This is a genomic window from Prevotella sp. P4-119 (genome assembly GCF_002251345.1).
GTDB lineage: Bacteria > Bacteroidota > Bacteroidia > Bacteroidales > Bacteroidaceae > Prevotella.
This window is the reverse complement of the sequence record NZ_NPJB01000085.1, coordinates 1-24,414: the sequence shown is the minus strand read 5'-3', so window position 1 is coordinate 24,414 and position 24,414 is coordinate 1. Positions and strand designations below refer to the sequence as shown.

Here is a 24,414-nt window from a genome sequence, read left to right as displayed (position 1 = left end):
AGGATTTATACTATGCGTAAATGTCTATCAAAGTCTGCATACCGCCATCATGACCTTCGCCTACAGCTTCAAATTCCCATTCGCCTTCATCATTGCAAATGAGTTTTGCAGCCTCAACAGCAGTTTCTGTAGAGAACTTTTCCTTGAGATTGTACTTACAAAGCTCCTCGCCTGTCTCTTCATTAGAGATTGTGATAGATGGCTCACGTACTGCACCAAAAGTCACACCATTCTTATCACCATGATAAATGGTTACACAGAAGATGATTTCCTGAACTTTAGGACTCACCTTCGAAAGATCTACGTGCATAGTTTCTCCTGACTCATCTCCCTCTTCGTTATCACCAAGGTCATCAGCAGAGCCAAGAACAGATCCATCTGCAGATACAGGAACAGTTGCAGCTCTCCAATGAGCCTTATTGCCATGAACAGCCTTGTTAAAAGACTCAACTTCACCAGTCTCTGGATTTGCTCGACGATTAGAATTGTAGAACACGAAGTCTGCATCATCCATTATCATGCCATCAGCACCAACAAGAAAAGCAGATGCATCCAAGTCTGCACCAGACTTCCAATTAAGGTCTATCTGCACTTTCTCTAATCCTTCACTCTTGTCAAGCGCAAAACGCTCACCTTTTTCAATTTGAAATCTTGCCATAATCTTTCGGTTTTAATTGTTAATTATATTGTTTTATATTGTTCGATAAGTTGCTCTATATCTATGGTTTCCAAGCCATACTGACGATACAAAGCTAAACTATTTTCCAACTCTTTGATGGCATTCTGTTTGCTTGTCACATTATGACTTCGGCGAACAGAATCAATACCGCTTGCATACGAAGCAATATTACGTTTGGCTCTAATCAGTTTAGAACAAACTTGCGCCATTTCCGAATTACCTTCTTCCGATGCAAATTTTCGTTTTGCTTCAGCAAACAGCCCTTTTTGAAGCATTTTTTCTGCTTCACTCTTTGTCTTTTTAGCAGAAACCACAGGTTTATCCAAAATAATCTTAACAGCATCAATTAAGCCATATTCCTTACGTATGTCTGCTAAATCTGAGTCAAACGCATGAACCTTGTCATGATGCAAACGCACTTCCAACTTCTCCAAAGCGATAACTGCATCATCTTTTCTACCTGTTCGTACCAATGCCTTTATATCAGCCGTTTCTCTGTGAAATTCTCTTTGCAATTTCTTTAAGTCAACAACAGGAGATTTCTTTGGATTTTCTGAAGTTTGCTTAGGAACTGGATGTCGTTTATCTTCCGAAGGAGAAGGTTCCTTCACGACTCTATCCACACCTTTTATCACATTTTCCAATTCGACATCCCATTCATGAAAACTATTTTGCTCAAGCCAGAGTTTTAATTCATCATAAATAGCATAAGCACCCTTTACGTCACTTCCTCGAAGTTTTGCTTTTATATCAGCCATCATGATACGAACCTTTCGTGTATCCGTAGGAGACGGTGTATGAATAGCATTATTTTCTGACGAACAAGAAGGATCTACAATCCCTTCAGAAAACAAATTGCTTACTTCATAATTAGCTTTCTTTACCAAGCTAAGCAATCGGTCAAGCATCAAATTTTTCTCTTTCTCCAAGACCTTCTTCACAGGATAAGCCAATGCCATCTGACTAAAGATATTTTCAAAATAATCAGTAGCAGCATTTCCAACAAGTATTATCTGACATTGTTGAATACTTAACCCCTTGTTTATTAACGCCTCGTTCAAATGATGCGAAACCAACCGACAAGCCTCTCCTATTGCTGACATATCCAATTCATCACGAGAAAGACAATAATCTTGCATTGATCCATCACTCATACACAAGACATCATTTACCGTTCTAGAATTGCTATTCAGAAATTTCAATGCCGCATCTCTCAATACATTCTCTTCTGGTTCACGAGGCTGATAATTGTAATTATTAAGTCCTGCCCAAATCAAATCCATTGCTTGTTTCAACCTTGGGTCACTTCCTTGCCCTTTTATTCTTACCAAATCAGCAAGTAACTTATCCGTCACAGCATCATAGATTTGTAAGATTAAGTCATTCCTATCAACCGATACCATAATGGCAACTTTTGATTTCTGCTTTTTAGGCAAAGAACCCATGATAATAGGCAACAAAAGTTGATGGTAGCTTATAGAACAAATATTCTGAAAACCACCTTTTTCAAAAGGACGTGTAATAAAAAGTTTTTTGTCTGTATCTAATTCTGGAGCGAACAAGAACACCAACGGTAACTTCGAGACATTGCTGTCAATATTTCCTACTTCACCATAAAAACAATCAGACAAAATTTTACCGATATAATCCTTGATTGCATAGAACGGCAATTTATTGAGTTGTTCATCACGTCCTGCGAATCTGAACGTCCTCATTTCTTTGCATGTATCAAAGATATTGGCAAAAGCATTTGGTGCAAGTTGTTTGGAAGCGGACTCCAAGGCACTTTTACCTATTACAAACTCATTGCCTACGCATTCTATAGCAAAAGGCATCTCGCTTCCGCCATCCTGCATGAAATCGACAAAGCGATTGTCGCCATCTATTCGGTTATAGCGGAAGGAAATACTATTACGCGATATAGTTACCAATATGCAATAATTCACTTTCTTATGTTTTTATCTGTTATCAACTCTTAAATATATCCATCAAGAACTCATCGTAGAACTTCATACCTTCAAGAATGATGATAGGAGCCACATAATCGAACTTATCTTGACGACGAGCCTTCTGCATCTCTGGAAGATTCTGAATATAAGTATTGATGTTTGCCATTGACATGATACCATTCATCATTTTAGACAAATCCACCATATCTTTTCCGAAAAGACTTTTTACATACTTATAGAAGATTCCTGCGAAACTGTAGAAACACATCTTATTCTTATCCAAAGTCTCGGGTGATTTGAAACAAACACCTATACTCTCCATAAAATCAGAAGACATACTATCATCAAAATTCAACTCTTCTTCCTTACCTGTGCTACTATTATAGAGAGTGAAGCCATTTTCTCCAACAATCTCGATAACCTTATCCGAAATTTGCAATGGACTTGCGATGGTCTTTGCCAATCCCTTAGATACCTCAAACTTGACTTCATTTGCTTGTTTCGTTTGAATGTCAATATTGGGCCAACCACCTAGATTTGCCGTGACGGTTTCAACACCTCCCATACCCATACAGAACATCTCCATATAGTATTTCTGGGCTACATTCTTATTGATGGTATATAACCACTCGAAGATACGAGAGCCTTTACCTGCAAAGATAATCTTTACCTTTGGTCGCCAATTTTCTTTGAACATTGACAATTCGTCCGACTGACGTGCTTCCTTTATCAACTTTATTGCCAACTGTCCTGCATAATAGGTGATAAGACCTGTTACATACATATCCACACAGAACAAAGGACGGCACTCTGTTGATAGAATCTGATAAAACTCTGTTAGTTGCTTTGTATCCAATTGGTCAACTACTTGCTCGAAATAGTATGGAGCAGTCGCTGCAGAATAGAGTTTCTGACCATCATTAAACCCTAGCAATTTCAAGTTGTTACGATGACAAACATTCGTCAATGCCTTCTCAAACTGCGACTCCATAGATTTCGTTGCCGCAGATATTCTCTGGGCTGCAAAACGAATAGAATTCTGCTTCAACATTTTACTAGCCACATTGTCCTTACAAATAACAGATATATCCGTCGTACTACCACCTACATCAAAACAGAAAGTTAGCTCATTGGTACTGTTTATATTGTATGATAGGTAATTTGCTACAGCACAAGCTTCCGTCATAGCTTTACTTGTATCAATATCCTTGAATTCAAACTTGAATGGCTCACGATGAGGAACAAGCGGTTTCTGTTCTATTTTTGTTTGCTTAGCAGAAGATGAGCCAAAAGGATTATCACTATCATCGAATGCACTTGCAGTATTTGAGAAAGAATTCATTTCTGCTTGCGAAGAGCTGAAAACATCTTTTGAACCAAATGGATCTCCACCAAAAGGGTCTCCACCTCCAAACGGACTATCATTTCCAAATCCATCGTCAGGAATCGAACTTGATGCTTTTTCGCTCACACCAAATCCACTTACCCCCATCTCTATGTTCAAACCTGGCACTGAAGACACAGACAAAGAAACTGTATTCCCCATAGCATCAACTACAGGAGAAACATGCTCTAAAGACTGCCAAATCTGATTATATTGCAACATCAAATTATACCCCATTGCCGAAGGATACGACCATCTAAGAACATTTGGTACAAATCCTTTGACAAACAACTCTGCATAGATATGCAACAACAAAGAAGCTAAAAAAGCCTGCTTATGCGCCTTATCCTCCTCTCTATCACTCCACTTCATATTATGGATGAGTTGCACAATATTCTGTCCACCTCGGAAGCCAAGCGTCATCGTGTCATCCGCAACATTGTCAACAGGCAAGTGACGGCAGAAGCATGGGAATCCTCCTTGTACAGCTTCACTGCGCAAGGTATTGATACCATCCAACTCATTTTTTGGCAGACGTAGGTCATCGTGGATGGCAAGAATGCTCTTAATGGCATTCGAATACAAATCTTCATTTTGGAAGAAGAGCACATTTCGCTCTGCAGGAGCTTGATTGGCATTAGATCCCAAATCAGTAAAGAGCGATACTCGCTGACCAGTAAACTGTATGCCTTCTGCATATTGCATCTGCCCATCATGATAAGCCACAGAAGTATTAGTACTTCCAAAGTCCACACCAACAGTAACATCACTCAATGTACGATTCACATCAAGCATATCCTTTGGCAAGATGTCATTCGCATTTAAATTACTGCTATAATGTATCAAGACAAAGCCACTATCACAACCTGTAATATGAGTAAAGCGCACACCTCTGAAAGGGTGTTTGCTCTCATATATCTCGTATTTGTATTTACGAGTTGCAGTACGGCTATCGCTTGTTACCAAAAGTTTAGCATCTCCCAAAGCTACTCCCTTATCCGCTAAATACAGAATATTACTATCAGAATCTGTAATAATCTCATTATCTTGCTTTTCATCACCTACGAATGGAACCGCACTATACTGGCAGTCCTCTTGACGAGCATTGTGTGGCATCTCTGAATATAAGAAATAACGATTCCACTTATCGGAAATGAAATTAGGCCACAACACGACATCTTTGTTTCTCTTAAAAATACCATTAATCTTATATTCTATAGGAATGGTTTTCTCCTTACGGTCACCACTTTCATCTGTAACAGATATAGTCAACCGCACTGAAAGATTAGATTTCTCCTCGTCAAACTCGGCATCCATATGCGAATTGATACTAATGCCAGCCTGAACATACCCCAGCAAAGAGCTTACATTACGACCAAACACTACCAATCCCTTTTGACTCAAAGGGATGGCAAAGAAGGCATAATCCGTACTGCCTGCCCTATGTGCTCTCAACAAAAATATAGGCAATGTCGCTATATCTTTTTCACCTTTTTCATACTCACGTGGTAGCCAAACCCTAAGCAACTTAGAATCCTTAGGCAACAAAAGTTCCTCTGGTTTAAAAGCTTTTGACACTCCATCAGCATCAGGTTCCGTGGTTATATCTCCATTATATCCATAAAGTTCCTCTGTATAATTAAGGAAACTAAATGGTAATCCAAAGCCTTGTACAGGAAGAGCACTTGCATTATGCTCATCGAGCTTTCGGTCGCGTATAAGTTTCAAGATTTCATTACGCCATGTGCCCAATTCACCCTTGATACCTTCATATGTGAGTCCAGTCTGCTTGTAGTAGTCTTCCAACTGCTTGATACGAGGCAACAACTTATCTACGTAAGCAAACAAATTGAGCAACTGTTCATCAGAAATCGTGCTATGCAGTGGGTCTGTAAAACGGCGAGTCGTAGGGTCTACAAACGCTGCATTCTTATCTATACCATAAGACACAGAAGTAAAGAACAACGAGCGAGGCGAAGTGGCGCCAACTACTTGCTTATTATATTTAATAAGGTATAGAAAAGGCTGCACTTGGTCATTTTTAGCCTTACCCTGCTCTGTCCAAAGGCTGCGGTCATTCATCAGCATATTACCAAAAGCACCTTTTGGCTCATACATATTTTCCGTAGTCTTTATATCCTTTCCATCACTATAGGCAAGTGTGACACGACGTATCTCTATTGCGGTATTATTCAAAGCAATACAAGCTATAAGACCTCGCCACTCATCTACAAGATTTAAATAATATTGGTTTAGTCCTACTGAAGCATCTTTACGGATTGTCTGTATCTCATTGAGTGCATGATTGAAAAGATCGGCACGAGCAAACACTGTTGGTACGCCCGAAACTATGGCACTAACATCTACACCATCTTGAATAGATGGTGTTTCTATATCTCGTGTAAAAGCCTGTATGCTTGATGTCAAATCCTGCCATTGCCCAGCAGCACCTTGCTGTTGGCTACGAGGTTTGACGTTGATTACTAATGCTTTAATATCTGGCATAAGATTTTGTTTTTTAATATTTATAATTTGGCACTAAAAGGAATGGTACGATTAATGGCATTAAACATGTGAGCCAAGAAACGTTCTTTCATCGTGCTGACGTTCTGCTTATCTGCAACTGGAGGACATTTTGGAAGATTTTTAATAAAATTGTCATAATCGGTACGTTTGTCCGTTTTAAACAATCCTGATTTCTTCTCCTCTTGAATTTCTTTACATGGATCCATCGATGCAAGTGCCATAACATTCTCCTCGAATACTTTTGAGGGGAACAAGAAGCTACTTACTCCAGCCAAGCGAACGGAATTGTAAACTTGATAAATCCATCCTCGCACTACAGAACCATTCATAATACTATAAGCAAACTCCTTCATATAGTCGTCAATCTCCTTAGATTGTTCTTTCTTCATATCATTATAGTCAGGTATTTGCTGCTCCGCAAGTCGAGCGATAAAACCACGTGTACCTCTAGTTTCATTGGTTACATTATTATTCTGCAACAAGGCACCACCATGCTTCGAGAGTATGATATGCGCCAAAGTCAAGAATGACCCCAACTTTTGCATAAACTCTGAAGCCTTGGATTGACTCACGAAGTCTGTTCCTCTGAATGTTAAATTCTTTGCCTCGTCCAATTCTATAGAACGATAAAGATATTGAGCTGTAGTATTTTGTATGTTTTGCTCATCAAGCGTAAAGAAATCATAAGCTGCACAAGCGCTCATTAACTCCACGACGTGGCAAACATTTTTTTGCTCTGCACCACCGGTTATTGTATTTCCATTATTACTGTCAGAAACATTTAGATCCTTAGCAGGCCAACCGATATGATAGAGACGTTTGTAACGTTCTTTCACGGTCTTATCATTCTGATAAAATTGCAAAGCAGCCTGTGAGTTGATAGCAAAATAATCAGACGAAGCTATCAGTTTTTCATCCTTTCGTTGTGCATCCGAAGGAGATTGGAAACTAAAATACTCAGTAAGTAATGTAGCCCCAAACTTTACTTTGTTAAAGTCTATCGTATTTTGAGAAATGATATTACATGCCTCTTTCAAAGCCTCAGGAACTACAGGTATAGAAGAAGCACCAGTTCCTCCAAATACAGAACCAAATACAAAGACACGAGCACCTGTTCCACTTTTCTGTAACTCTGTCAGAAAATCAGCTAGCTGTTGTTCTGGCTCTGTTGCCTTAGCTTTATTTTCCACATAGTGACATGCCGCTTCAACGATTCCATGATATATTAGCATCGAACCCAAATGTGTTTGCGCGCGATACCCATGTTCTAGATTGAAACTCTGCACCGTATCATGTTCCAAGAAAAGGTCTGCCAAATCATGGTCATCCTCCTCTGTTTCTTGCCCAATTCCTTGCGTAGCACTCAATTTAGAATAAGTACTACGATTTGCCTTTGAATAATCTGTATAGAAACGATAAAGGCTCAACTTAGAAGAGAAGAAAGTATTGGAATTTGGACTCCCTCCTGGTGACTCGGGATTGTCAGTCTTCACCTTATTATACAGCTCTATCAATCGTTCTACACGCCCTTTATTACCATTACTTTGGTCGGTATCAAGAGTAAGTATGTTTATCTCTTCATTGTCAAACATACCTATTGCACAAAGATGCACAAATGCCTCCAAACATCTCATTCCCGTACCACCAATGGCTATAACAAACAAACTATCTTTCATAATAAATATTTCATTTAGAACCAAGAACCCAACTTACCTTGTTTGTTTGCCTTAGAAACAATAAGACCGAGCAAAACATATACTACCCATGAGACACAAAGTCCAATGAACATATGAAGCATAAAAGTATTTTTCTTTGAGCCTGTCTTCAATCCGATATATACAAACAAGAATGCAAGCAATGCAGAAATGACAGGGGCAGCTATACTAGAAAACCAGAAAATACCCTTACGCTTACCTACATCACTCAAATTTGGCTGAAAAGAAACATTGTTAGACAAAATAATTGCCAACACCAACGCCAACACTGCTGCCACCAAGGCGCAAATATAAACAGGAATAATAATCTCTGACATACTTTTTCTTTTTATTATGGTTTAACGATTGTTATTGATTCATTCTAATGAAATAGCTATATACGCAACTGCCTTGAGGATTGCAATGCTGCAATACATTTCTGACAGCAGAACTGAGGCAATTGTTGCCAGACCAAGAGAACAAGCTGTCTATTTGAGAGCCAAGATTAGGCTCGGCATTAGCGACAACAATATCTATACGATAAAGCCCTGAAGTTTCCTCATTGCCAGCTATTACACCTCCAAACTGAGGATTTAAATCTACAGCCAATTCTGCTTCATGTCCCTTTGTCTTAGCAAAAGTTTGAGCAAACAGGTCTTGGTCAAAAGCTACCACCCCTTGGATGTCACTAATACTTCTGCCTCCCAACTTTACATAGTCAAACTCTGGCAGTAGTTGTCCTTGCTCATCATAAAACTCAGAACTCTCGGATGGAATATCTATTTGCTTTTCTCCTTCTACCACTGTTGTCTTAGGCTTATATTGCATAGCTGTATACCAATTCATATAAAGCCCAAAATCCTTACCTATATCTGTCATTCTTACAGCCAATTCTTTAATTTGATAAGAATCGACATTTGAGAAGTCTGCATACAGATTTTGGAACAAATGCCGGAAGCGATATTGCAATGGAATTTCTTCTTCCTCTTGACCACGAGCATTTTCTACAATCGCGGACCAATTCTCGTCAAACGTATATAGTTCTGCACGTGCTCCCATCAAGAAATTAAATCCATCATCCTTTCCATTTTCAATAGAACCTGTTACCACATCATCTCCATTCTGGTCATGATAAGTTCCTCCAAGACATGGACCTGCATAAGCTCCACTCGTTCCTCCTTTCTTTGGCATAACAGTATAATTATGCATAGAAAGCGTAAAGCGTTTATAGTTTTGAGACTTACCTTGCAAACCATCCTCTATCTCTCTTAGCAAACGATGGCTTTCATCATCAAAGACCGTATAGTACAGATGTTTGTCAAGTGCACCTTCTTTATAGTCAGTAACAAAGAATGTTATGTCTTTACCTCGCTTTAGCCACTCCTCAAAATAAGGAGTAGCATAAGCCTGTTGGTAAATCTGATGTCCAGGGGTGTATTCCTCATAATCTGTCACCAGCAAAGCACTACGATTCTCGTCCACGATTTTCTTGAGAGTCTTTTCAATAGGAGCATACAACTGCCCTTGCGTTGATGGATCGTGAAGCTGAGCAAAGATATTAGCGGCTGAATGCAAATCTTCACCATTCAACTTCTCTATTTTTTCATTAGCCAAGGAATAAAGGTCATAATTATTCAATGAGCCTGTGACTTTCTGTGTAATGCCATTGAAAGTCTGTGCTGTAGTAGGGTCTTCGTATGCTATATAGACTCCAGAAAAATCAAAATATGCAGCCCATTTCCCTTCACTTGGCATTCTCTGTGAATCCTTCTCATAGTATGCTTGAATGTTTTGAGGATTGGGTTCCATATCTACTTTATTGCTGCCACAACTCGGCAAAGCGCCAACTAAACTTATTGACGCAAAAAATATAGCTAATGAAGAACCAACTTTTGATAGACCTAAAGATTTGTTTAACATTTTTGCTTTTTATGTGCGCAGATTAGTCCCCATCAATACTGTGCGATTAAACTTCAAAGTTTCATACGAACATAAAAAAGCGTGGGAACTGCCTGTCGTCTGTCCTACTACTTGAGGCCTTCGCATTGCCTTATCCTGTTGAACAGACAACGTTAGAGCCCACGCCGATATGATACTCCACCACATGGAGTAAAGCAACCTATAATATATATAGGTACAATACTCCATTGGTTGTGATATAATCACACCCGTAGACATCTACCGTTGCTAAGTTCGTGACAGGATAGTGAAAGTTGCGAAGTTTCAGATAGTCAAGAACAAAGCGTCAAGTAAACGCCTTCTATATGTCGTGTCTCTCTACCCACCCTTTGACTCCTCGACAGGAGCAGAACCCCTTATGAGGCACGGCGTGGCTTGAGACTTGAGCGCTCAGTCTTTATGCGATGTTTTCATGCTTTAACTGATAGCTCGCTCCAAAGGTACAAATATTTTTTAAATAAATGAATTTTTTTAAGTAATTTTCTTTGTGGTTTAAAAAAATCTTTGGATTTAGATGATATGGGCGTAACTGATTATCGAATTATTTGTACTTTGTAAGTGTAATGTTTATACTGTGGTTGATCATATCAATGACAGGATGTCACGGGGGATGCCGATTATATCAAGATTGTTTTTCCTTTTCAAAACTGTAATACTGTAAGCTGTAAGAACTGTAAGTCATGATGCCAATGACATGTCCCTGTGGCATTCTCTATATAGCATTTTTGTGTAGTTTACGAAGCTACGTTTTGCTGTTTTTTACTTAGTAGACGCAGTTTTTCCATTGTTTATGCCGTATTTCGAGATAAAAACGTTATCTTTGTGGTGTAAAATATGATACCAATATCAAAAATAGTACTCTAATATGATATTTGAACGTAAGAAATATTTGGATGAACTTATCGCAGGACGTGGGAATGGACTTGTGAAGATTATAACAGGTGTCAGACGATGTGGAAAGTCTTTCCTGCTGTTTGACATCTGGCATAACTGGCTGTTGGAACATGGGGTGACTGATAATCACATTATTGAAATACAACTTGATGATTTCCGAAACAGGCGGTTGAGAAAGCCTGATGCCTTGCTCGACTATATAGACTCAAAGGTAGTGGATGATGGCAAACCTTATTATATAGTCTTGGACGAGGTGCAACTTGTAGAAGAATTTGTGGAGGTTATTCTTAGTTTGACACACATGAGGAATGTAGATGTGTATGTGTCGGGGTCAAACTCTCGTTTCCTGTCAAGTGATGTTGTGACTGAGTTCCGGGGCAGAGGTGACGAGATACGCATCTGGCCTCTCACCTTTGACGAATACTTTAGTGGTATTGGTGGCAATATACGCAAAGCTTGGTTGGATTACTATACTTTTGGAGGACTGCCACAGGTGGCTTTGCTTGAAACGGAAGAAAAGAAAACAGACTATTTGCGTGGTCTGTATGAAACGACCTATCTGCGTGACGTAATTGAGCGCAACCATCTACGCAATCCAGAAGGATTGAAGGAATTGGTGCGTGTGCTTGCCTCGGGCATTGGTTCGTCAACCAATCCAACGAGAATGGCCAATACCTTTCAATCTTCACAAGGGGTAACCATAAAAAGAGACACTATAAAACAATACATAGACTATCTGAAAGACTCTTTCTTGATAGAAGAAGCCTTGCGCTATGATGTGAAAGGCAGAAAATATATTGGTACCGAGACGAAATACTACTTCGCAGACATCGGCATTCGTGCAGCCATTCTCAACTATAGACAGCAGGAAGAAACGCACATTATGGAAAACATTATCTATAATGAGCTTCGCAGTCGAGGATATAATGTGGACGTAGGATTGGTTGAACTTGGTGGCAAGGATGAGAACGGTAAGTTTGTCAGAAAACAGTTGGAGGTAGACTTTGTGGTGAACCGCCCTCCATACAGAGTGTATATCCAGTCGGCTTTTCACATGCCTACGCCAGAAAAGGAACAGCAAGAGCGACGTCCTTTATTGTCAATCAATGACCACTTCCGTAAGATTGTCATTGTAGGTGATGATATCCACCGCAAGGAAGACGAACTCGGAGTATTGACTGTCGGACTCCTGGATTTCTTGACAGACAAGAAAATACTTGAACAGGGTTAAACGCAATCGGATAAAAACAGCTTCTTTTAAGGGGTCACTTGCAAAAGCGTGTGGATAGCATAGCACAATAAAAGCAAGCAGGTGTACGTTTATAGAGTAAACGTTAGAACAAAATGGAACAGTATAGACTCTTAGCGGAATGCCTGTTGCCAGCCCGCATGCTTGACTGGTTTGACTTGAAGACTGTACGTGTCGAGCAGAAAGGTGACACACAGGTGATTCACCTTTATCTCGATGAGAACGAGCAGAAGCCTGACGACGGAGAAGACCTGCGCCCCAATGGATTTACACGCGAAAGTGTGTTTCACGACTTTCCGATTAGAGGTCAGTAAGTACTGCTTCACGTGCGCCGTCTTATGCCACAGGGACTGGTCAATGACACCAAGGCTTTTGTTTTCCGAAAACTGTAATACTGTAAGCTGTAAGAACTGTAAGTGAGTATCGTCACGGATCATCGGATCATCGGAATTTAAACGGAATTTATACGGATGTTTTTCTTAGTTGCCTACGGCAAGAAATCTTTGGAGGAAATCTTGTTTAAGTTGTTGCTTCGCAAGAAATATTGTGTGTTAAAAGATTATCTCCCTAACAAAACCTTTAAACAAAATCTCAACTAGAATCTCTAACCTCTATTAAACTATAACCTATAACCTAAAAACTCCGGGTTGTCTGTGTGTTCCGTGGATGAAAAAATTCTGTGCCATCCGTGTGCGCTTTTTCCTAACTGTCAACTGTAATGCTTGGGTGTTTATCTCTTGTCAAAAGGCTCTGTATAGTTATAAAATTAGGCTTTTTTGTGTTAAAAAAGATTATATTATAGTTAAATAAAATTAAATTTTGAGTCAAAGGGTTGACAATGGGGGGTGTGATTTTGTATATTTGCACGCGAACTCAAGGCTGATTTTCATAACCAGAAAGAAGCCTTTGCAATAAACCACAAGTCTTACAAATTAAAAATTCTCATTTATGTTTACAATTATTACATCAAACATCTCGAGCTGGTTCCAACAGAAGGATCATGGTTTTTCGATTGACACCCGACCAGGGCTTGATTTCTTCCCGTTAGCTTATCGTTCGGTTCTCGTTAACTTCTCGTTAGGTCCTCGTTCGTCTCTCGTTCGTCTCTCGTTGCTTATTCGTTAGTCTATCGAAGACCGAACGAGGACCGAACGAGGATCAAGCAAAAAACGAACGAGAGACGGACGAAAGAAGAACGACTCTCGGACGAGAAACTATCGAAAACTCGACGAGAAACTGCCCAACCTGTGGGGGATGGTAGCCTTTCTTCCCGAACTCGTTGAGTTATGCCATGGCGAGAAAATGTGCCATGAAATGGATCGTTTTCGTTAAGCCAGATGAGTAGAACCGAGCTGGTTCGAGTTATACCATGGCGAGAAAATGTGCCACGAAGTGGAACTGACGAGTGAAGTAATAGCAATCCGGGGATATTCGAACTTGCAAAGTTGTGTGTGATGGTATTATGCCTTTTGGAAGAGTAAGTAAAGCCAATGACTGGTATGCGCTAATTCCATAACCTGTTGTAAAACAACGAGGGAGATATTTGATGAGATTTCGTTTTTCTTTTTGGTACAGATTGCATCAAAACACTTAACATTCCAGTGGAATCATTGACGGAAATCTGAGAAGTCTTGTTATGGTATAGGTGAAAAAAAATCACCGCCGTAGTGCTTGACTTTGGCGGTGATTGGTATAGTGGGGGAGTAGATTACTCGGCGGCAGATTCTTCGGCAGCACGGAAGCTGGCGAGATCCTCTACCTGGAAATTCTGAATGTAGGCTGCCTTGCCAAGAACATCTTCCTCGGTCATGCGAACATATACGTTGGCTGACTTGGTGAAGAGCTCTGGAGCACGGGTGGCATCGTCGAGGATGAGGAGCGACATCACAATCTCACAGGTCATGTCGTAAAGACGACGGGCAAGGAAATCGTGGGCGTCCTGATTGTTGAGGTCCTTGACGCGGTTGAGGGCTGCCTCATAAACGGGGATGAGCTTCTCAACACGTGCCTTCAGGGGCTGGAGTGCCTCAGAAACTTCTGTGGCTGCCATGTCCTTGATGTTGTTGAGCATGGTGCCGTTGGTGATGTAACGGATGGCGGCTACTACCTGAAGCTGGGTGGTTCCCTCGTAGATAGAGAAGATGCGGGCGTCGCGGAACAAACGCTGGCTCTTGTACTCCATGATGAAGCCTGAACCTCCGTGGATGCTGATGGCATCGTAGGCGTTCTGGTTGGCGTATTCTGAGTTCATACCCTTTGCCATTGGAGTGAAGGCGTCTGCCAGACGCTGGTATTTCTTGAGCTCCTGCTTCTCTTCGGGGGTGAGCTTGCGGTCGCGCTCAATATCCTCAAGGGCTTTGTAGATATCTACGTAGCGGGCGGTTTGATAGAGCAGTGAACGGCCTGCGTCGAGCTTGGCCTTCATGCGTGAGAGCATGTCATAGACTGCAGGGAAGTTGATGATCTTCTCACCAAACTGTGCACGCTCTTTGGCGTAGGCGAGTCCTTCGTTGTAGGCTTCCTGTTCTACACCTACAGACTGGGCTGCGATGCCGAGGCGGGCGCCGTTCATCAGTGCCATGACGTACTTGATCAGACCGAGACGGGTGCTTCCGCAGAGTTCTGCCTTAGCGTTCTTATAGGTCAGCTCACAGGTGGGTGATCCGTGGATACCGAGCTTGTGCTCGATGTGGCGCACGTCAACACCGCCTTGGTTCTTGTCGTAGATGAACATAGAGAGTCCACGACCGTCTTTGGTGCCTTCTTCTGAACGGGCGAGTACGAGGTGGATGTCTGAGTCACCATTGGTGATGAAGCGCTTCACGCCATTCAGACGCCAGCAACCTTCTTTCTCGTCGTAGGTGGCTTTGAGCATGACGCGCTGCAGGTCGGAACCGGCATCGGGCTCGGTGAGGTCCATTGACATGGTTTCGCCGGCACATACGCGCGGGATGTACTTCTGACGCTGTTCCTCTGAACCAAACTCATAGAGGGTGTCGATACAGCTCTGGAGGCTCCAGATGTTCTGGAAGCCTGCATCGGCTGCTGAGATGACCTCGCTGAGCATAGAGAATACGGTGTTGGGGAGGTTGAGACCGCCGTAGCGACGGGGCATTGAGACACCGTGGAGTCCAGCCTTACGGGTGGCGTCAAGGTTCTCGAATGTCTTTGAGGCATAGATCATACGACCATTCTCAAGGTGTGGACCTTCGAGGTCAACGCTCTCTGAGTTGGGTTCAATGATATTGGCAGCCACATCGCCGGTGATGTCGAGAATCTGTTTGTAGTTCTCGATGGCATCGTTATAATCGACGGGTGCGTCCTCGAACTTGGCTTTGTCTTCGTAGTTTTTCTCCTTGAGTTCTACGATACGCTCCATCAACGGGTGGTTGAGGTGGAACGCGATTTCGGGGTGATCACTATAATAGTTTGCCATGTGTTATTTCGAATTTTGCTTGTAATACTTAATGAGCTTCGGCACTACCTCCTCGACATTGCCCACGATGACGTAGTCGGCAATCTTGTTGATGGGTGCGTCGGGGTCGTTGTTGACGCTGATGATGATGCCTGAATCCTGCATACCAGCGATGTGCTGGATCTGACCAGAGATACCGCAGGCAATATATACCTTGGGGTGTACGGTGACACCGGTCTGACCGATCTGACGGTCGTGGTCTATCCATCCGGCATCGACAGCGGCACGTGATCCTCCTACTTCGCCATGGAGTACTTTTGCCAACTGGAAGAGTTGGTCGAAGCCTTCCTTAGATCCTACGCCATATCCTCCGGCTACTACGATAGGTGCGCCTTTGAGGTTGTGCTTGGCTGCCTCTACGTGGTGGTCGAGCACCTTTACGACGAAGGCTTCTGGAGCTACGTATTTTGATACTTCAGGATATACGACCTCGTTCTTGGCCTGTCCGTCGTAGAGGGCTTTCTGCATCACACCGCTACGAACGGTTGCCATCTGTGGACGGTGTTCGGGGTTGACGATGGTGGCTACGATGTTACCACCGAAAGCGGGACGAATCTGATAGAGCAGGTTGTCGAAGGTCTTGCCAGACTTTTTGTCTTCAAACGAACCGATTTCCAGTTCGGTGCAGTCGGCAGTCAGTCCGCTGGTGAGTGATGATGACACGCGGGGACCGAGGTCGCGACCGATGACTGTTGCACCCATGAGGCAAATCTGCGGCTGTTCCTCTTTGAAGAGGTTGACCATGATATCGGTGTGGGGAGCTGAGGTGTAGGGGAAGAGTCCTTCGCCATCGAACACGAACAGCTTGTCAACACCATAGGGGAGAATCTGATCCTCTACCTTACCCTTGATACCGGTGCCGGCAACCACAGCGTGGAGCTCTACACCGAGTTCATTGGCGAGCTTGCGACCTTTGGTCAGCAGTTCCTGAGATACTTCCTGTACCTGCGTACCTTCTATCTCAACATATACAAATACATTATTCATATCTCTTATCCAATAATCTTTTCGTCCAACAATTCCTTGATCATTCCTTCAATGTCGGCATCTGAAGCGGTCAGGGTCTTTGACTCTTTGGCTTGGAACACGATGTTCTTCACTGCCTTCACCTTGGTGGGTGATCCTGAAAGACCACACTGCTCTACGTCGCCGTCAACATCTGCCACACCCCACTGGTTGAGGTTGAGGTAGGGGCGCTCTTCATAGAGGTAGTCGTAGGGAGTGCCTTCCTTGGGGCGCTCCATAGGACAGGTGGCGCGTTTGTACTTCATCACCAGTTTGGCATTCTGCGGACGGCAGGGTGCTGCACTTCCGTTGACGGTGATGACAACAGGCAGGGGAGCTTCTACGGTCTCCACACCTCCGTCGATGATGCGGCGGATGGTGGCCTTTCCATTTTCTACTTTCAGAATCTCTTCAGCGTAGGTGACTTGGTTGAGTCCCAGTTTCTGGGCAACCTGCGGGCCTACCTGTGCGGTGTCGCCATCGATAGCCTGACGACCACCGAGTACGATATCCACATCGCCAATCTTCTTGATGGCGGTGGCCAAAGCGTAAGAAGTAGCAAGGGTATCGGCACCAGCGAAGAGGCGGTCGGTGAGAACCCAACCGGTATCGGCGCCACGGTAAAGTCCCTGACGGACAATTTCTCCTGCACGTGGAGGACCCATGGTGAGGATTCCAACTGTTGAGCCTGGGTTTTGTTCCTTCAGACGAAGGGCTTGTTCCAGGGCGTTCAAATCTTCGGGATTGAAGATAGCAGGCAAGGCGGCGCGGTTTACGGTACCTTCAGCGGTCATTGCGTCCTTACCCACATTTCGGGTGTCTGGCACTTGTTTTGCCAGAACGACAATCTTTAAAGCCATATAAATTTTGAGTTATTGAAATTTCGAAATCGGGTGCAAAGGTAATCTTTTTTTGGTATGTAGCCAAATAAAATGCACAAAAACCGACGATTTGTGCACAAATGGCGATTTTTGTGCAATGTCTGTGATTTTTCGAGTTGGTATATATAAATAGGTGTGGGATATTAAAAAAGGTAGGTTCTGGGAGAACCTACCTTGTGGATATAATGATTGACTATCATGTTGCTATTACAAAGAGAACTTGTAGCCAACGGTAATCTGGAATACGCTATGCTTTGAATCGCTATCTTCAACAATATTTGTAACACCCCAGTTGTAGCGAGCGTCAAACACGATATTCTGATACTGATAAGAGACGCCTACAGGAATAGAAAGGTCAACGCTTTTGAAACCATCAACATCTACCTCTTTTGATCCTCCAGATCCTTTAAATTCCGCCTTTGAAGAGAGCTTGAAACCAGGCTGTACACCGAGTTTCACAGCAAATCCTTTTGCTACATAGAAATTGGCAAGGATAGGAACGTTCAGGTAATCGAGTTTCGAAGTGCAATCATCATCAACAATGATAGTTTTAACACCCTGCATAGAATAAAGGACACCAGCGCTCAAACCGATATTGTCTGTTAGTCCATACTCAAATTCTGCACCGGCAGCCAAACCAATACGGGGATCGGCGTCGTTGACATCTGTGATGTTGGCGATGTTGACACCAACCTTAGGCTGGATAGTGAGCTGACCTACTTCATTTTGTGCAAAGGTAGCTGCTGATATCATCATTGCTACTACGGCTAAAAATAACTTCTTCATAATTGTACTGAAATTAAATTAATAATAGGGTTTATTATTTGGCTTGTTACACTGTTTCATGTCTTATCACGGAACAAAAGTATGAAAAAATGTCAATATATCCAAGGAAAAAAATATGAAAAACAAAGAAATAGCGAAAAAATGTGGTGATTCGACGATTTTGTCGGGTCATCGGAACATCGGATCATCGGAATTTAAACGGAATTTAAACAGATGAGTTTTTTGGGGGGTGCCTCCGTGTGCGCTCCCTTGAAAGGTCACACAGAAATCACGGAAATCACAGAAAAGATTATTTTTTAGTTGCCTACGGCAAGAAATCTTTGGAGGAAATCTTTCTGAAGATGTTGCTTCGCAAGAAATCAATCATCGGAATTTAAACGGAATTTATACGGAACTATGAATAGAACTCTGACAAGCAAAAGCGGGCTGAAAGCCCAATGGTTTCCTTAGCCCAGGGCATCGCCCTGAAGATACAAATGCACATATCGAACCACGTCCCTTTCCTCTAAGTCTCATTTCTATCTTATTTACAGTACTTTGGTTTGATGCCTGTGCCATGTTTTTGAAACCTTTTTGTTATATTTTTGGTTCTTATTTGCTTGCAAAGATATAGTATTTTCTTCTAACCGCCAATGTTTTATTGATTTTTTTTTGCTTATTATAAAAGATAAAATTAACCTACGGTAAATCTTTGGAGGAAATCTTTAAACAATCATCGGAATTTAAACGGAATTTATACGGATGTTTTTGGGGGTTGCGCGAGCGCAAGAAATCTTTGAAGGAAATCTTTAATGAAATATGGCCTTTGGCCAGAAATAATAATCTTTAAATAAAAATCCTTGACCAAAATGCGCTCGAATACCTCGCAATCCGTGTGCGGCATTAAAAAATGTGGGGTTTTGTTTTGTACTTCGCTGTTTTATTCGTAATTTCGCATTTTGAAGGTTATGATAGACAGAGCGACGATAGACAAAATCATGGACGCCACCAATATTGTGGATGTGGTGAGCGAGTTTGTTAGCTTGCGCAAAGCGGGAGTTAACTATAAGGGATTGTGTCCCTTCCACGACGATAAGACACCGTCGTTTATGGTGTCGCCATCGAAACAGATTTGCCATTGCTTTGCCTGCGGAGAGGGCGGTAATGCGATCAACTTCCTGATGAAGCATGAGCAGATCACCTATCCTGAAGCGTTGCGGTGGCTTGCCAAGAAATATAATATCGAGGTGGAGGAGCGCGAACTGACTGCCGAGGAACAGAAAGAGCAGGGCGACCGCGAGTCGATGTTTATCGTCAACGAATGGGCATGTCAGTATTTCCATACCATCCTGCAACAGGATGTGGATGGCATGGCTATCGGTAAACAGTATTTCCGTAGCCGTGGCATCCGCGACGATATCATCAGTAAGTTTAAGTTGGGCTTTGCTCTCACCAAGCGTGATGCGCTGTTGGAGGAGGCACGCCGCAAAGGTTATAAGGATGAGTATCTGGTGAAGACCGGCCTGTGCTACACTGGTGAACATGGCACCTACGACCGCTTTGCGGGTCGCGCCATCTTCCCTTGGTTTAATGTGAGTGGTAAGGTGGTGGCTTTTGGCGGTCGCAAGCTCGATGCAGCCACCAAGGGTGTGCAACAGAAATATGTGAACTCACCCGATTCGGAAATCTACCATAAAGACCATGAGCTCTATGGCATCTATCAAGCCAAGAAAGCCATTGTCAAATGTGACTGCGTCTATATGGTGGAAGGCTATACCGACGTGATTGCCATGCACCAATGTGGATTGGAGAATGTGGTGGCCAACTCCGGTACGGCACTCTCCATCTATCAGATTCGTATGTTGCACCGCTTCACGCAGAATATCGTACTGCTCTACGACGGTGATGCTGCCGGAATCCATGCAGCCATGCGCGGTACGGATATGTTGTTGCAGGAAGGCATGAATGTGAAGGTGTTGCTGTTGCCCGATGGCGACGATCCCGATTCGTTCTCGCGCAAACATACTGCCGAGGAGTTTCGCAAGTATATTGACGACCACCAGACCGACTTCATTCAGTTTAAGACCGACCTGCTGCTGAAAGGAGTGAACGACCCCTTGCGCCGTGCAGAAGCCATCAACTCCATCGTGCGTTCGGTGAGTGTGATACCCGATTCCATTGTGCGTTCCACGTATCTGACCGATTGTTCGCGCCGCTTGGGTGTGGATGAGCGCACGCTGATCACGCAAACCAATAAGTTTATAGCGCAAGAGCGCGAGAAACCCACGACGGAACGCCCGCAGGATGTTCAGGCGCCTGATGCGCAGACCACCTCAGCCAATGATGTAGCCTTTGCCGTTCAGGTGAACGCCACAGCCGAGGTGGAGCGTCTGTTGATACAACAGGTGGTGCGCCACGGTGAAGAGATTATCTTCGATGACCTGGAGACAGAAGACGGTCAGACGGTCAGCATGAATGTGGCGCAATATGTGGATTATGAGTTTGGCTGCGACGAACTCTCGTTTGCCGAACCCCTCTATAATACGATACTGCACGAAGCCGTAGAGCACTCAGCCAATGCCGGTTTTCGTGCCGAAGCCTATTTCACCCAGCATCCCGATGTGAACATCAGCCAGTTGGCAACGCGTCTTGCCATCGACAACTATCAGTTGGGTCGAGGTTTTGAGATGAAACACAGCGGACATACCTTGCGCCAACGGGTGCAGCATCTGATGCTCGACTACCGTTATATCATCGTGGGTGAGCGGTTGAAAACCATCAACCAGCAACTCAAGACCTCGGCAGGCGATATGGAGAAGCTGCGCGAACTGATGAAGGCGTATATGGACACCAGCAAGATCTACCAGGAACTGGGGCGGCAGTTGGGACGCAACTAAAAGAGACACGGGCATGATGACATTCTCCATCTTCTATCTGACATTGATGCTGCTGCTGACGATAGCCGTTATCGCAGCAGGCTTTATCGCTATCTTCCATGTGTTGCTTGACAACCGTCAGCCGGTGAAGACCATGGCATGGATTATGGTAATCATCTTCTTGCCAGTAGTGGGATTGCTGTTTTATGTATTCTTCGGTGTGAACCATCGGCGTGCAAGGGTCATCAGTCAACGGTCAATGAATCAGTTGACGAAACGTTCGATGCTGGAGTTTGTAGGTCAGCAGAATCTGCGTGTTGCCGACCGCCATAAACAGTTGGTCGATCTGTTTGTCAACCAGTCGTTCTCATTGCCCTTCAAAGACAACCGCATCGACATCATCACCGAGGGCGAAGCCTTCTTCCGCCAGTTGATTGACGATATCAACCGTGCCACCCATCATATTCATATCTGCATGTATATCTTCGAAGACGACAGTCTCGGCAGACAGATCCTCGACGCCCTGCGAGCAAGAGCCAAGGCAGGTGTGAAGGTGCGTGTCATCTATGATGATGTAGGGTGTTGGCGCGTGAAGAATCGGTTCTATGAGGAGATGCGCGAGTCGGGCATAGAAGTCGTTTCGTTCCTTCCCGTTCGCTTCCCGTTGTTCACCAGTAAGGTCAACTACCGCAACCACCGTAAGATAGTGGTGATAGACGGACGGGTGGGGTATATCGGCGGCATGAATATTGCCGAACGCTATGTGAAAGGCATCCACGGTATGGCTTGGCGCGACACGATGTTGCGCATTGTGGGAAGTGGCGTCTATGCCTTGCAACGAGCATTTCTGGTGGATTGGTATTTTGTAGATCGCACCCTTATCAGCGACCGCAGCTATTATCCCTCGCCGGACGATGCCAGTCTGTCTAACAACTGTTTGATGCAGGTGGTGACGAGTGCACCCACCTCACTCTATCCAGAGATTATGCAGGGTTATGTGCGTATCATCTTGGCAGCCCGTCGCTATGTTTATATCGAGACTCCTTATTTCATGCCCAACGAACCCGTGCTCTTTGCGCTCAAGACCGCAGCCACGGCAGGTGTCGATGTGCGTTTGCTGTGTCCGTATAAAGCCGATGCGAGGTTAGTGGAGTGGGCATCACGATCCTATCTGCGTGAAGTGGAAGAAGCCGGTGTGAAGGTCAGTCTCTATCAAGGCGGTTTCCTGCACGCCAAGATGTTGGTGTGTGATGATGCGTTGACATCGTGCGGTTCCACCAATGTTGACTTCCGGTCTTTTGAAAACAATTTTGAAGCCAATGCCTTCATCTATGACGAAGGCACCGCCTTGCGCATGAAGCGTATCTTCCTGCGTGATGAAGAGCAGTCGGTGGCATGGGCAGACCTCCCCAGGCGCGTACATCCAAAGTTTGGCGTGCGTTTGTGGGAGAGTATCACTCGGTTGTTTTCGCCGTTGCTCTGAACAGTGTGAAATTGACGCTGCCGTACTGTCGGTGTTCAATGAAGTTGGGGTGTTCGGAGAAGTCATGGTCTTTGCCATGTTCAAAGACGAAGATGCCATCCTCTTTCAGTATGCCTTTCTGCAAGATGAGGTCAGGAATCTGTGGCAGTTCCTTGAGTGCATAAGGTGGATCGGCAAAGATGAAATCATACTGTTGGCGGCATGATTTCACGAAGCGGAACACATCGCCACGGATGGGAATACACACCTTGGTATTGAGTTTCTTCAGGCACTCCTGTATGAAACGATGGTGGTCACGATCCATTTCCACGCTGACCACCGTCTGGCAGCCACGCGACACGAGTTCGAGGGAAATGCTTCCTGTGCCCGAAAAGAGGTCGAGTGCCTCCGCCCCATCGAAATCAACATACTGCGTGAGTACGTTGAAGATATTCTCTTTGGCAAAATCGGTAGTGGGTCGCGCTTTAAACGAGCGCGGAATGTCGAAGTGACGTCCCTTGTATATTCCTGTAATAATTCTCATCTTCCTTTTACGAATAATGTCATGAGGTCATAAGGCATTCCTTCTATCTGCGTCACGGCAGAACGGTTGAAATCGCCAGTGGGTAGGATGACATAGGCGCGCTGCACATATTTCTTCAGTTCCTCAATCAGCCATTGTTGTTCGGGAATATCGCCTACGAGAAATATTTCGTCGTGCCCCACCTTCATGCCCAGTTGTTTCCAAACGGAGAGCAGGTAGTAAAGGGCATCGTGCGCATCGCGTCCGTCGAAGGCATTGCAGAACTTAAAGCGGTTTTGTCCATAGCAGAACACATCCATGCGCTGGTCGTGGAAGTAGCAGTAGAGTTTAGCTTTCGTGCCCATGTAACTCCTTTGGTGCAGGTGTCTCCATACGGGAGCCACCGCCGCCATGTATCTTGCTTCGGGGTAGTGGTCGGCGATGACGCTCTTCAGATTTCTGTTGATGGCAAAGAGCACCACGCAGTTGAGGTCGTCCATCACCGTATATCCCACACAATCCTGTTCGTGATTGGTGAAGGCGTGTCGGAACAATATTTCCTTTTCCTGTTCTTTAAACTGTTCGGTAGGAACGGTGAGTGTCGGTGCCACCACCGATACCAGTACGTGTTGGTATTTATCGTTTAGAATTACTTCATCGCGGAACGCCTCACGAAGGTTTGCCGATAGTGAGATGCCGCTTTTCAGTGGGTAGGGGCTGAAAGAAATCTGTCCGTTGCCGCTGTCTAAAACAGAGAACGACAATGACTTACGGCTCACTCTGATGATGAGTCGTTTACGTGAAACGGGTTGGCTATAGTCGTGCATCTTGCCAGTGGTTTTAGTTGCTGACGATGCTTAGCAGGCATAGTATTGCCAGTATCAGGGCTGCCAAGCCCAGTATTGCATTCGTCGTTCTATTAGACATATTCATTGCAAAGGTACGATTAAGTGAGAGAAAAACCAAATAAATTTTGGTTTTTCCGAGCGTGAGTACCTTTGAAGTGACCCCAAGAAGTTGGACGGGTTAAACATTTACGTATTTAATTGAGTCATTCTGTATTGTACTGGACTCATACCATTTAACTTGATTT

General features: G+C 43.8%; 16 protein-coding genes. 4 read left to right on the top strand and 12 right to left on the bottom strand.

Annotated elements, in window-relative coordinates:
- Positions 1–10: 10 nt before the first annotated feature.
- From CIK89_RS10535 to CIK89_RS10510, 6 genes are read right to left on the bottom strand one after another with little or no spacing between them, the layout of a single operon-like run.
- On the bottom strand, positions 11–658 hold the full coding sequence (locus CIK89_RS10535) for a TerD family protein (protein WP_094391328.1): 648 nt from the start codon (positions 656–658) through the stop codon (positions 11–13).
- Positions 659–681: 23 nt separating this feature from the next.
- Positions 682–2,625: a hypothetical protein gene (locus CIK89_RS10530; protein ID WP_144007402.1), complete on the bottom strand. Its 1,944-nt coding sequence runs from the start codon at positions 2,623–2,625 to the stop codon at positions 682–684.
- Positions 2,626–2,647: 22 nt separating this feature from the next.
- Entirely contained in the window at positions 2,648–6,517 is a 3,870-nt protein-coding gene (locus CIK89_RS10525; protein WP_094391326.1) for a hypothetical protein, read from the bottom strand.
- Positions 6,518–6,537: 20 nt separating this feature from the next.
- Complete coding sequence (locus tag CIK89_RS10520; protein WP_094391325.1) at positions 6,538–8,214, bottom strand: hypothetical protein; 1,677 nt, start codon at positions 8,212–8,214, stop codon at positions 6,538–6,540.
- A 14-nt stretch (positions 8,215–8,228) separates the two neighbouring features.
- A complete protein-coding gene (locus CIK89_RS10515; protein WP_094391324.1) occupies positions 8,229–8,570 on the bottom strand; it encodes a hypothetical protein in 342 nt (113 codons plus the stop codon).
- A gap of 31 nt (positions 8,571–8,601) precedes the next feature.
- Complete coding sequence (locus CIK89_RS10510) at positions 8,602–10,152, bottom strand: hypothetical protein (RefSeq protein ID WP_144007401.1); 1,551 nt, start codon at positions 10,150–10,152, stop codon at positions 8,602–8,604.
- Positions 10,153–11,056: 904 nt separating this feature from the next.
- Here CIK89_RS10510 and CIK89_RS10505 point away from each other — a divergent pair.
- Complete coding sequence (locus CIK89_RS10505) at positions 11,057–12,316, top strand: ATP-binding protein (protein ID WP_094391322.1); 1,260 nt, start codon at positions 11,057–11,059, stop codon at positions 12,314–12,316.
- A gap of 113 nt (positions 12,317–12,429) precedes the next feature.
- Positions 12,430–12,648, top strand: coding sequence for a hypothetical protein (locus CIK89_RS10500; RefSeq protein WP_254046671.1), 219 nt, complete (start codon positions 12,430–12,432; stop codon positions 12,646–12,648).
- Positions 12,649–14,042: 1,394 nt separating this feature from the next.
- On the opposite strand, the gene CIK89_RS10495 is transcribed toward CIK89_RS10500, so the two are convergent.
- From CIK89_RS10495 to CIK89_RS10480, 4 genes are all read right to left on the bottom strand, one after another.
- Positions 14,043–15,770, bottom strand: a complete 1,728-nt coding sequence (locus tag CIK89_RS10495; RefSeq protein ID WP_094391321.1) for an acyl-CoA dehydrogenase family protein — start codon at positions 15,768–15,770, stop codon at positions 14,043–14,045.
- 3 nt (positions 15,771–15,773) lie between these two features.
- On the bottom strand, positions 15,774–16,796 hold the full coding sequence (locus CIK89_RS10490) for an electron transfer flavoprotein subunit alpha/FixB family protein (RefSeq protein WP_094391320.1): 1,023 nt from the start codon (positions 16,794–16,796) through the stop codon (positions 15,774–15,776).
- Between the two features lie 5 nt (positions 16,797–16,801).
- The gene (locus CIK89_RS10485) at positions 16,802–17,674 is read right to left on the bottom strand and encodes an electron transfer flavoprotein subunit beta/FixA family protein (RefSeq protein ID WP_094391319.1); all 873 of its coding nucleotides are present in this window, start codon (positions 17,672–17,674) and stop codon (positions 16,802–16,804) included.
- Positions 17,675–17,902: 228 nt separating this feature from the next.
- Positions 17,903–18,481, bottom strand: coding sequence for a porin family protein (locus tag CIK89_RS10480; protein ID WP_094391318.1), 579 nt, complete (start codon positions 18,479–18,481; stop codon positions 17,903–17,905).
- Between the two features lie 947 nt (positions 18,482–19,428).
- On the opposite strand from CIK89_RS10480, the gene dnaG reads away from it, so the two are divergent.
- Both dnaG and cls read left to right on the top strand, forming a co-directional pair.
- Positions 19,429–21,357, top strand: coding sequence for a DNA primase (gene dnaG / locus CIK89_RS10475; RefSeq protein ID WP_094391317.1), 1,929 nt, complete (start codon positions 19,429–19,431; stop codon positions 21,355–21,357).
- Positions 21,358–21,370: 13 nt separating this feature from the next.
- Positions 21,371–22,819 (top strand): cardiolipin synthase, encoded by a 1,449-nt coding sequence (gene cls / locus CIK89_RS10470; protein WP_094391316.1) that lies wholly within the window; start codon positions 21,371–21,373, stop codon positions 22,817–22,819.
- Here the strand turns inward: cls and rsmD are convergent.
- Positions 22,791–23,342, bottom strand: coding sequence for a 16S rRNA (guanine(966)-N(2))-methyltransferase RsmD (gene rsmD, locus CIK89_RS10465; protein WP_094391315.1), 552 nt, complete (start codon positions 23,340–23,342; stop codon positions 22,791–22,793). The genes cls and rsmD overlap by 29 nt on opposite strands.
- Positions 23,339–24,148, bottom strand: a complete 810-nt coding sequence (locus CIK89_RS10460; protein ID WP_094391314.1) for a DUF3822 family protein — start codon at positions 24,146–24,148, stop codon at positions 23,339–23,341. The genes rsmD and CIK89_RS10460 overlap by 4 nt, the downstream gene beginning before the upstream one ends.
- Positions 24,149–24,414: the final 266 nt, after the last annotated feature.

What these genes read in the sequence shown, in the direction of transcription:
- CIK89_RS10505 (WP_094391322.1), top strand. Translation starts at nt 11,057, where the DNA reads ATGATATTTGAACGTAAGAAATATTTGGATGAACTTATCGCAGGACGT.
- CIK89_RS10520 (WP_094391325.1), bottom strand. Translation starts at nt 8,214, where the DNA reads ATGAAAGATAGTTTGTTTGTTATAGCCATTGGTGGTACGGGAATGAGA.
- CIK89_RS10485 (WP_094391319.1), bottom strand. Translation starts at nt 17,674, where the DNA reads ATGGCTTTAAAGATTGTCGTTCTGGCAAAACAAGTGCCAGACACCCGA.
- CIK89_RS10490 (WP_094391320.1), bottom strand. Translation starts at nt 16,796, where the DNA reads ATGAATAATGTATTTGTATATGTTGAGATAGAAGGTACGCAGGTACAG.
- CIK89_RS10495 (WP_094391321.1), bottom strand. Translation starts at nt 15,770, where the DNA reads ATGGCAAACTATTATAGTGATCACCCCGAAATCGCGTTCCACCTCAAC.
- CIK89_RS10510 (WP_144007401.1), bottom strand. Translation starts at nt 10,152, where the DNA reads ATGTTAAACAAATCTTTAGGTCTATCAAAAGTTGGTTCTTCATTAGCT.
- CIK89_RS10500 (WP_254046671.1), top strand. Translation starts at nt 12,430, where the DNA reads ATGGAACAGTATAGACTCTTAGCGGAATGCCTGTTGCCAGCCCGCATG.
- CIK89_RS10525 (WP_094391326.1), bottom strand. Translation starts at nt 6,517, where the DNA reads ATGCCAGATATTAAAGCATTAGTAATCAACGTCAAACCTCGTAGCCAA.
- rsmD (WP_094391315.1), bottom strand. Translation starts at nt 23,342, where the DNA reads ATGAGAATTATTACAGGAATATACAAGGGACGTCACTTCGACATTCCG.
- dnaG (WP_094391317.1), top strand. Translation starts at nt 19,429, where the DNA reads ATGATAGACAGAGCGACGATAGACAAAATCATGGACGCCACCAATATT.
- cls (WP_094391316.1), top strand. Translation starts at nt 21,371, where the DNA reads ATGATGACATTCTCCATCTTCTATCTGACATTGATGCTGCTGCTGACG.
- CIK89_RS10480 (WP_094391318.1), bottom strand. Translation starts at nt 18,481, where the DNA reads ATGAAGAAGTTATTTTTAGCCGTAGTAGCAATGATGATATCAGCAGCT.
- CIK89_RS10515 (WP_094391324.1), bottom strand. Translation starts at nt 8,570, where the DNA reads ATGTCAGAGATTATTATTCCTGTTTATATTTGCGCCTTGGTGGCAGCA.
- CIK89_RS10535 (WP_094391328.1), bottom strand. Translation starts at nt 658, where the DNA reads ATGGCAAGATTTCAAATTGAAAAAGGTGAGCGTTTTGCGCTTGACAAG.
- CIK89_RS10460 (WP_094391314.1), bottom strand. Translation starts at nt 24,148, where the DNA reads ATGCACGACTATAGCCAACCCGTTTCACGTAAACGACTCATCATCAGA.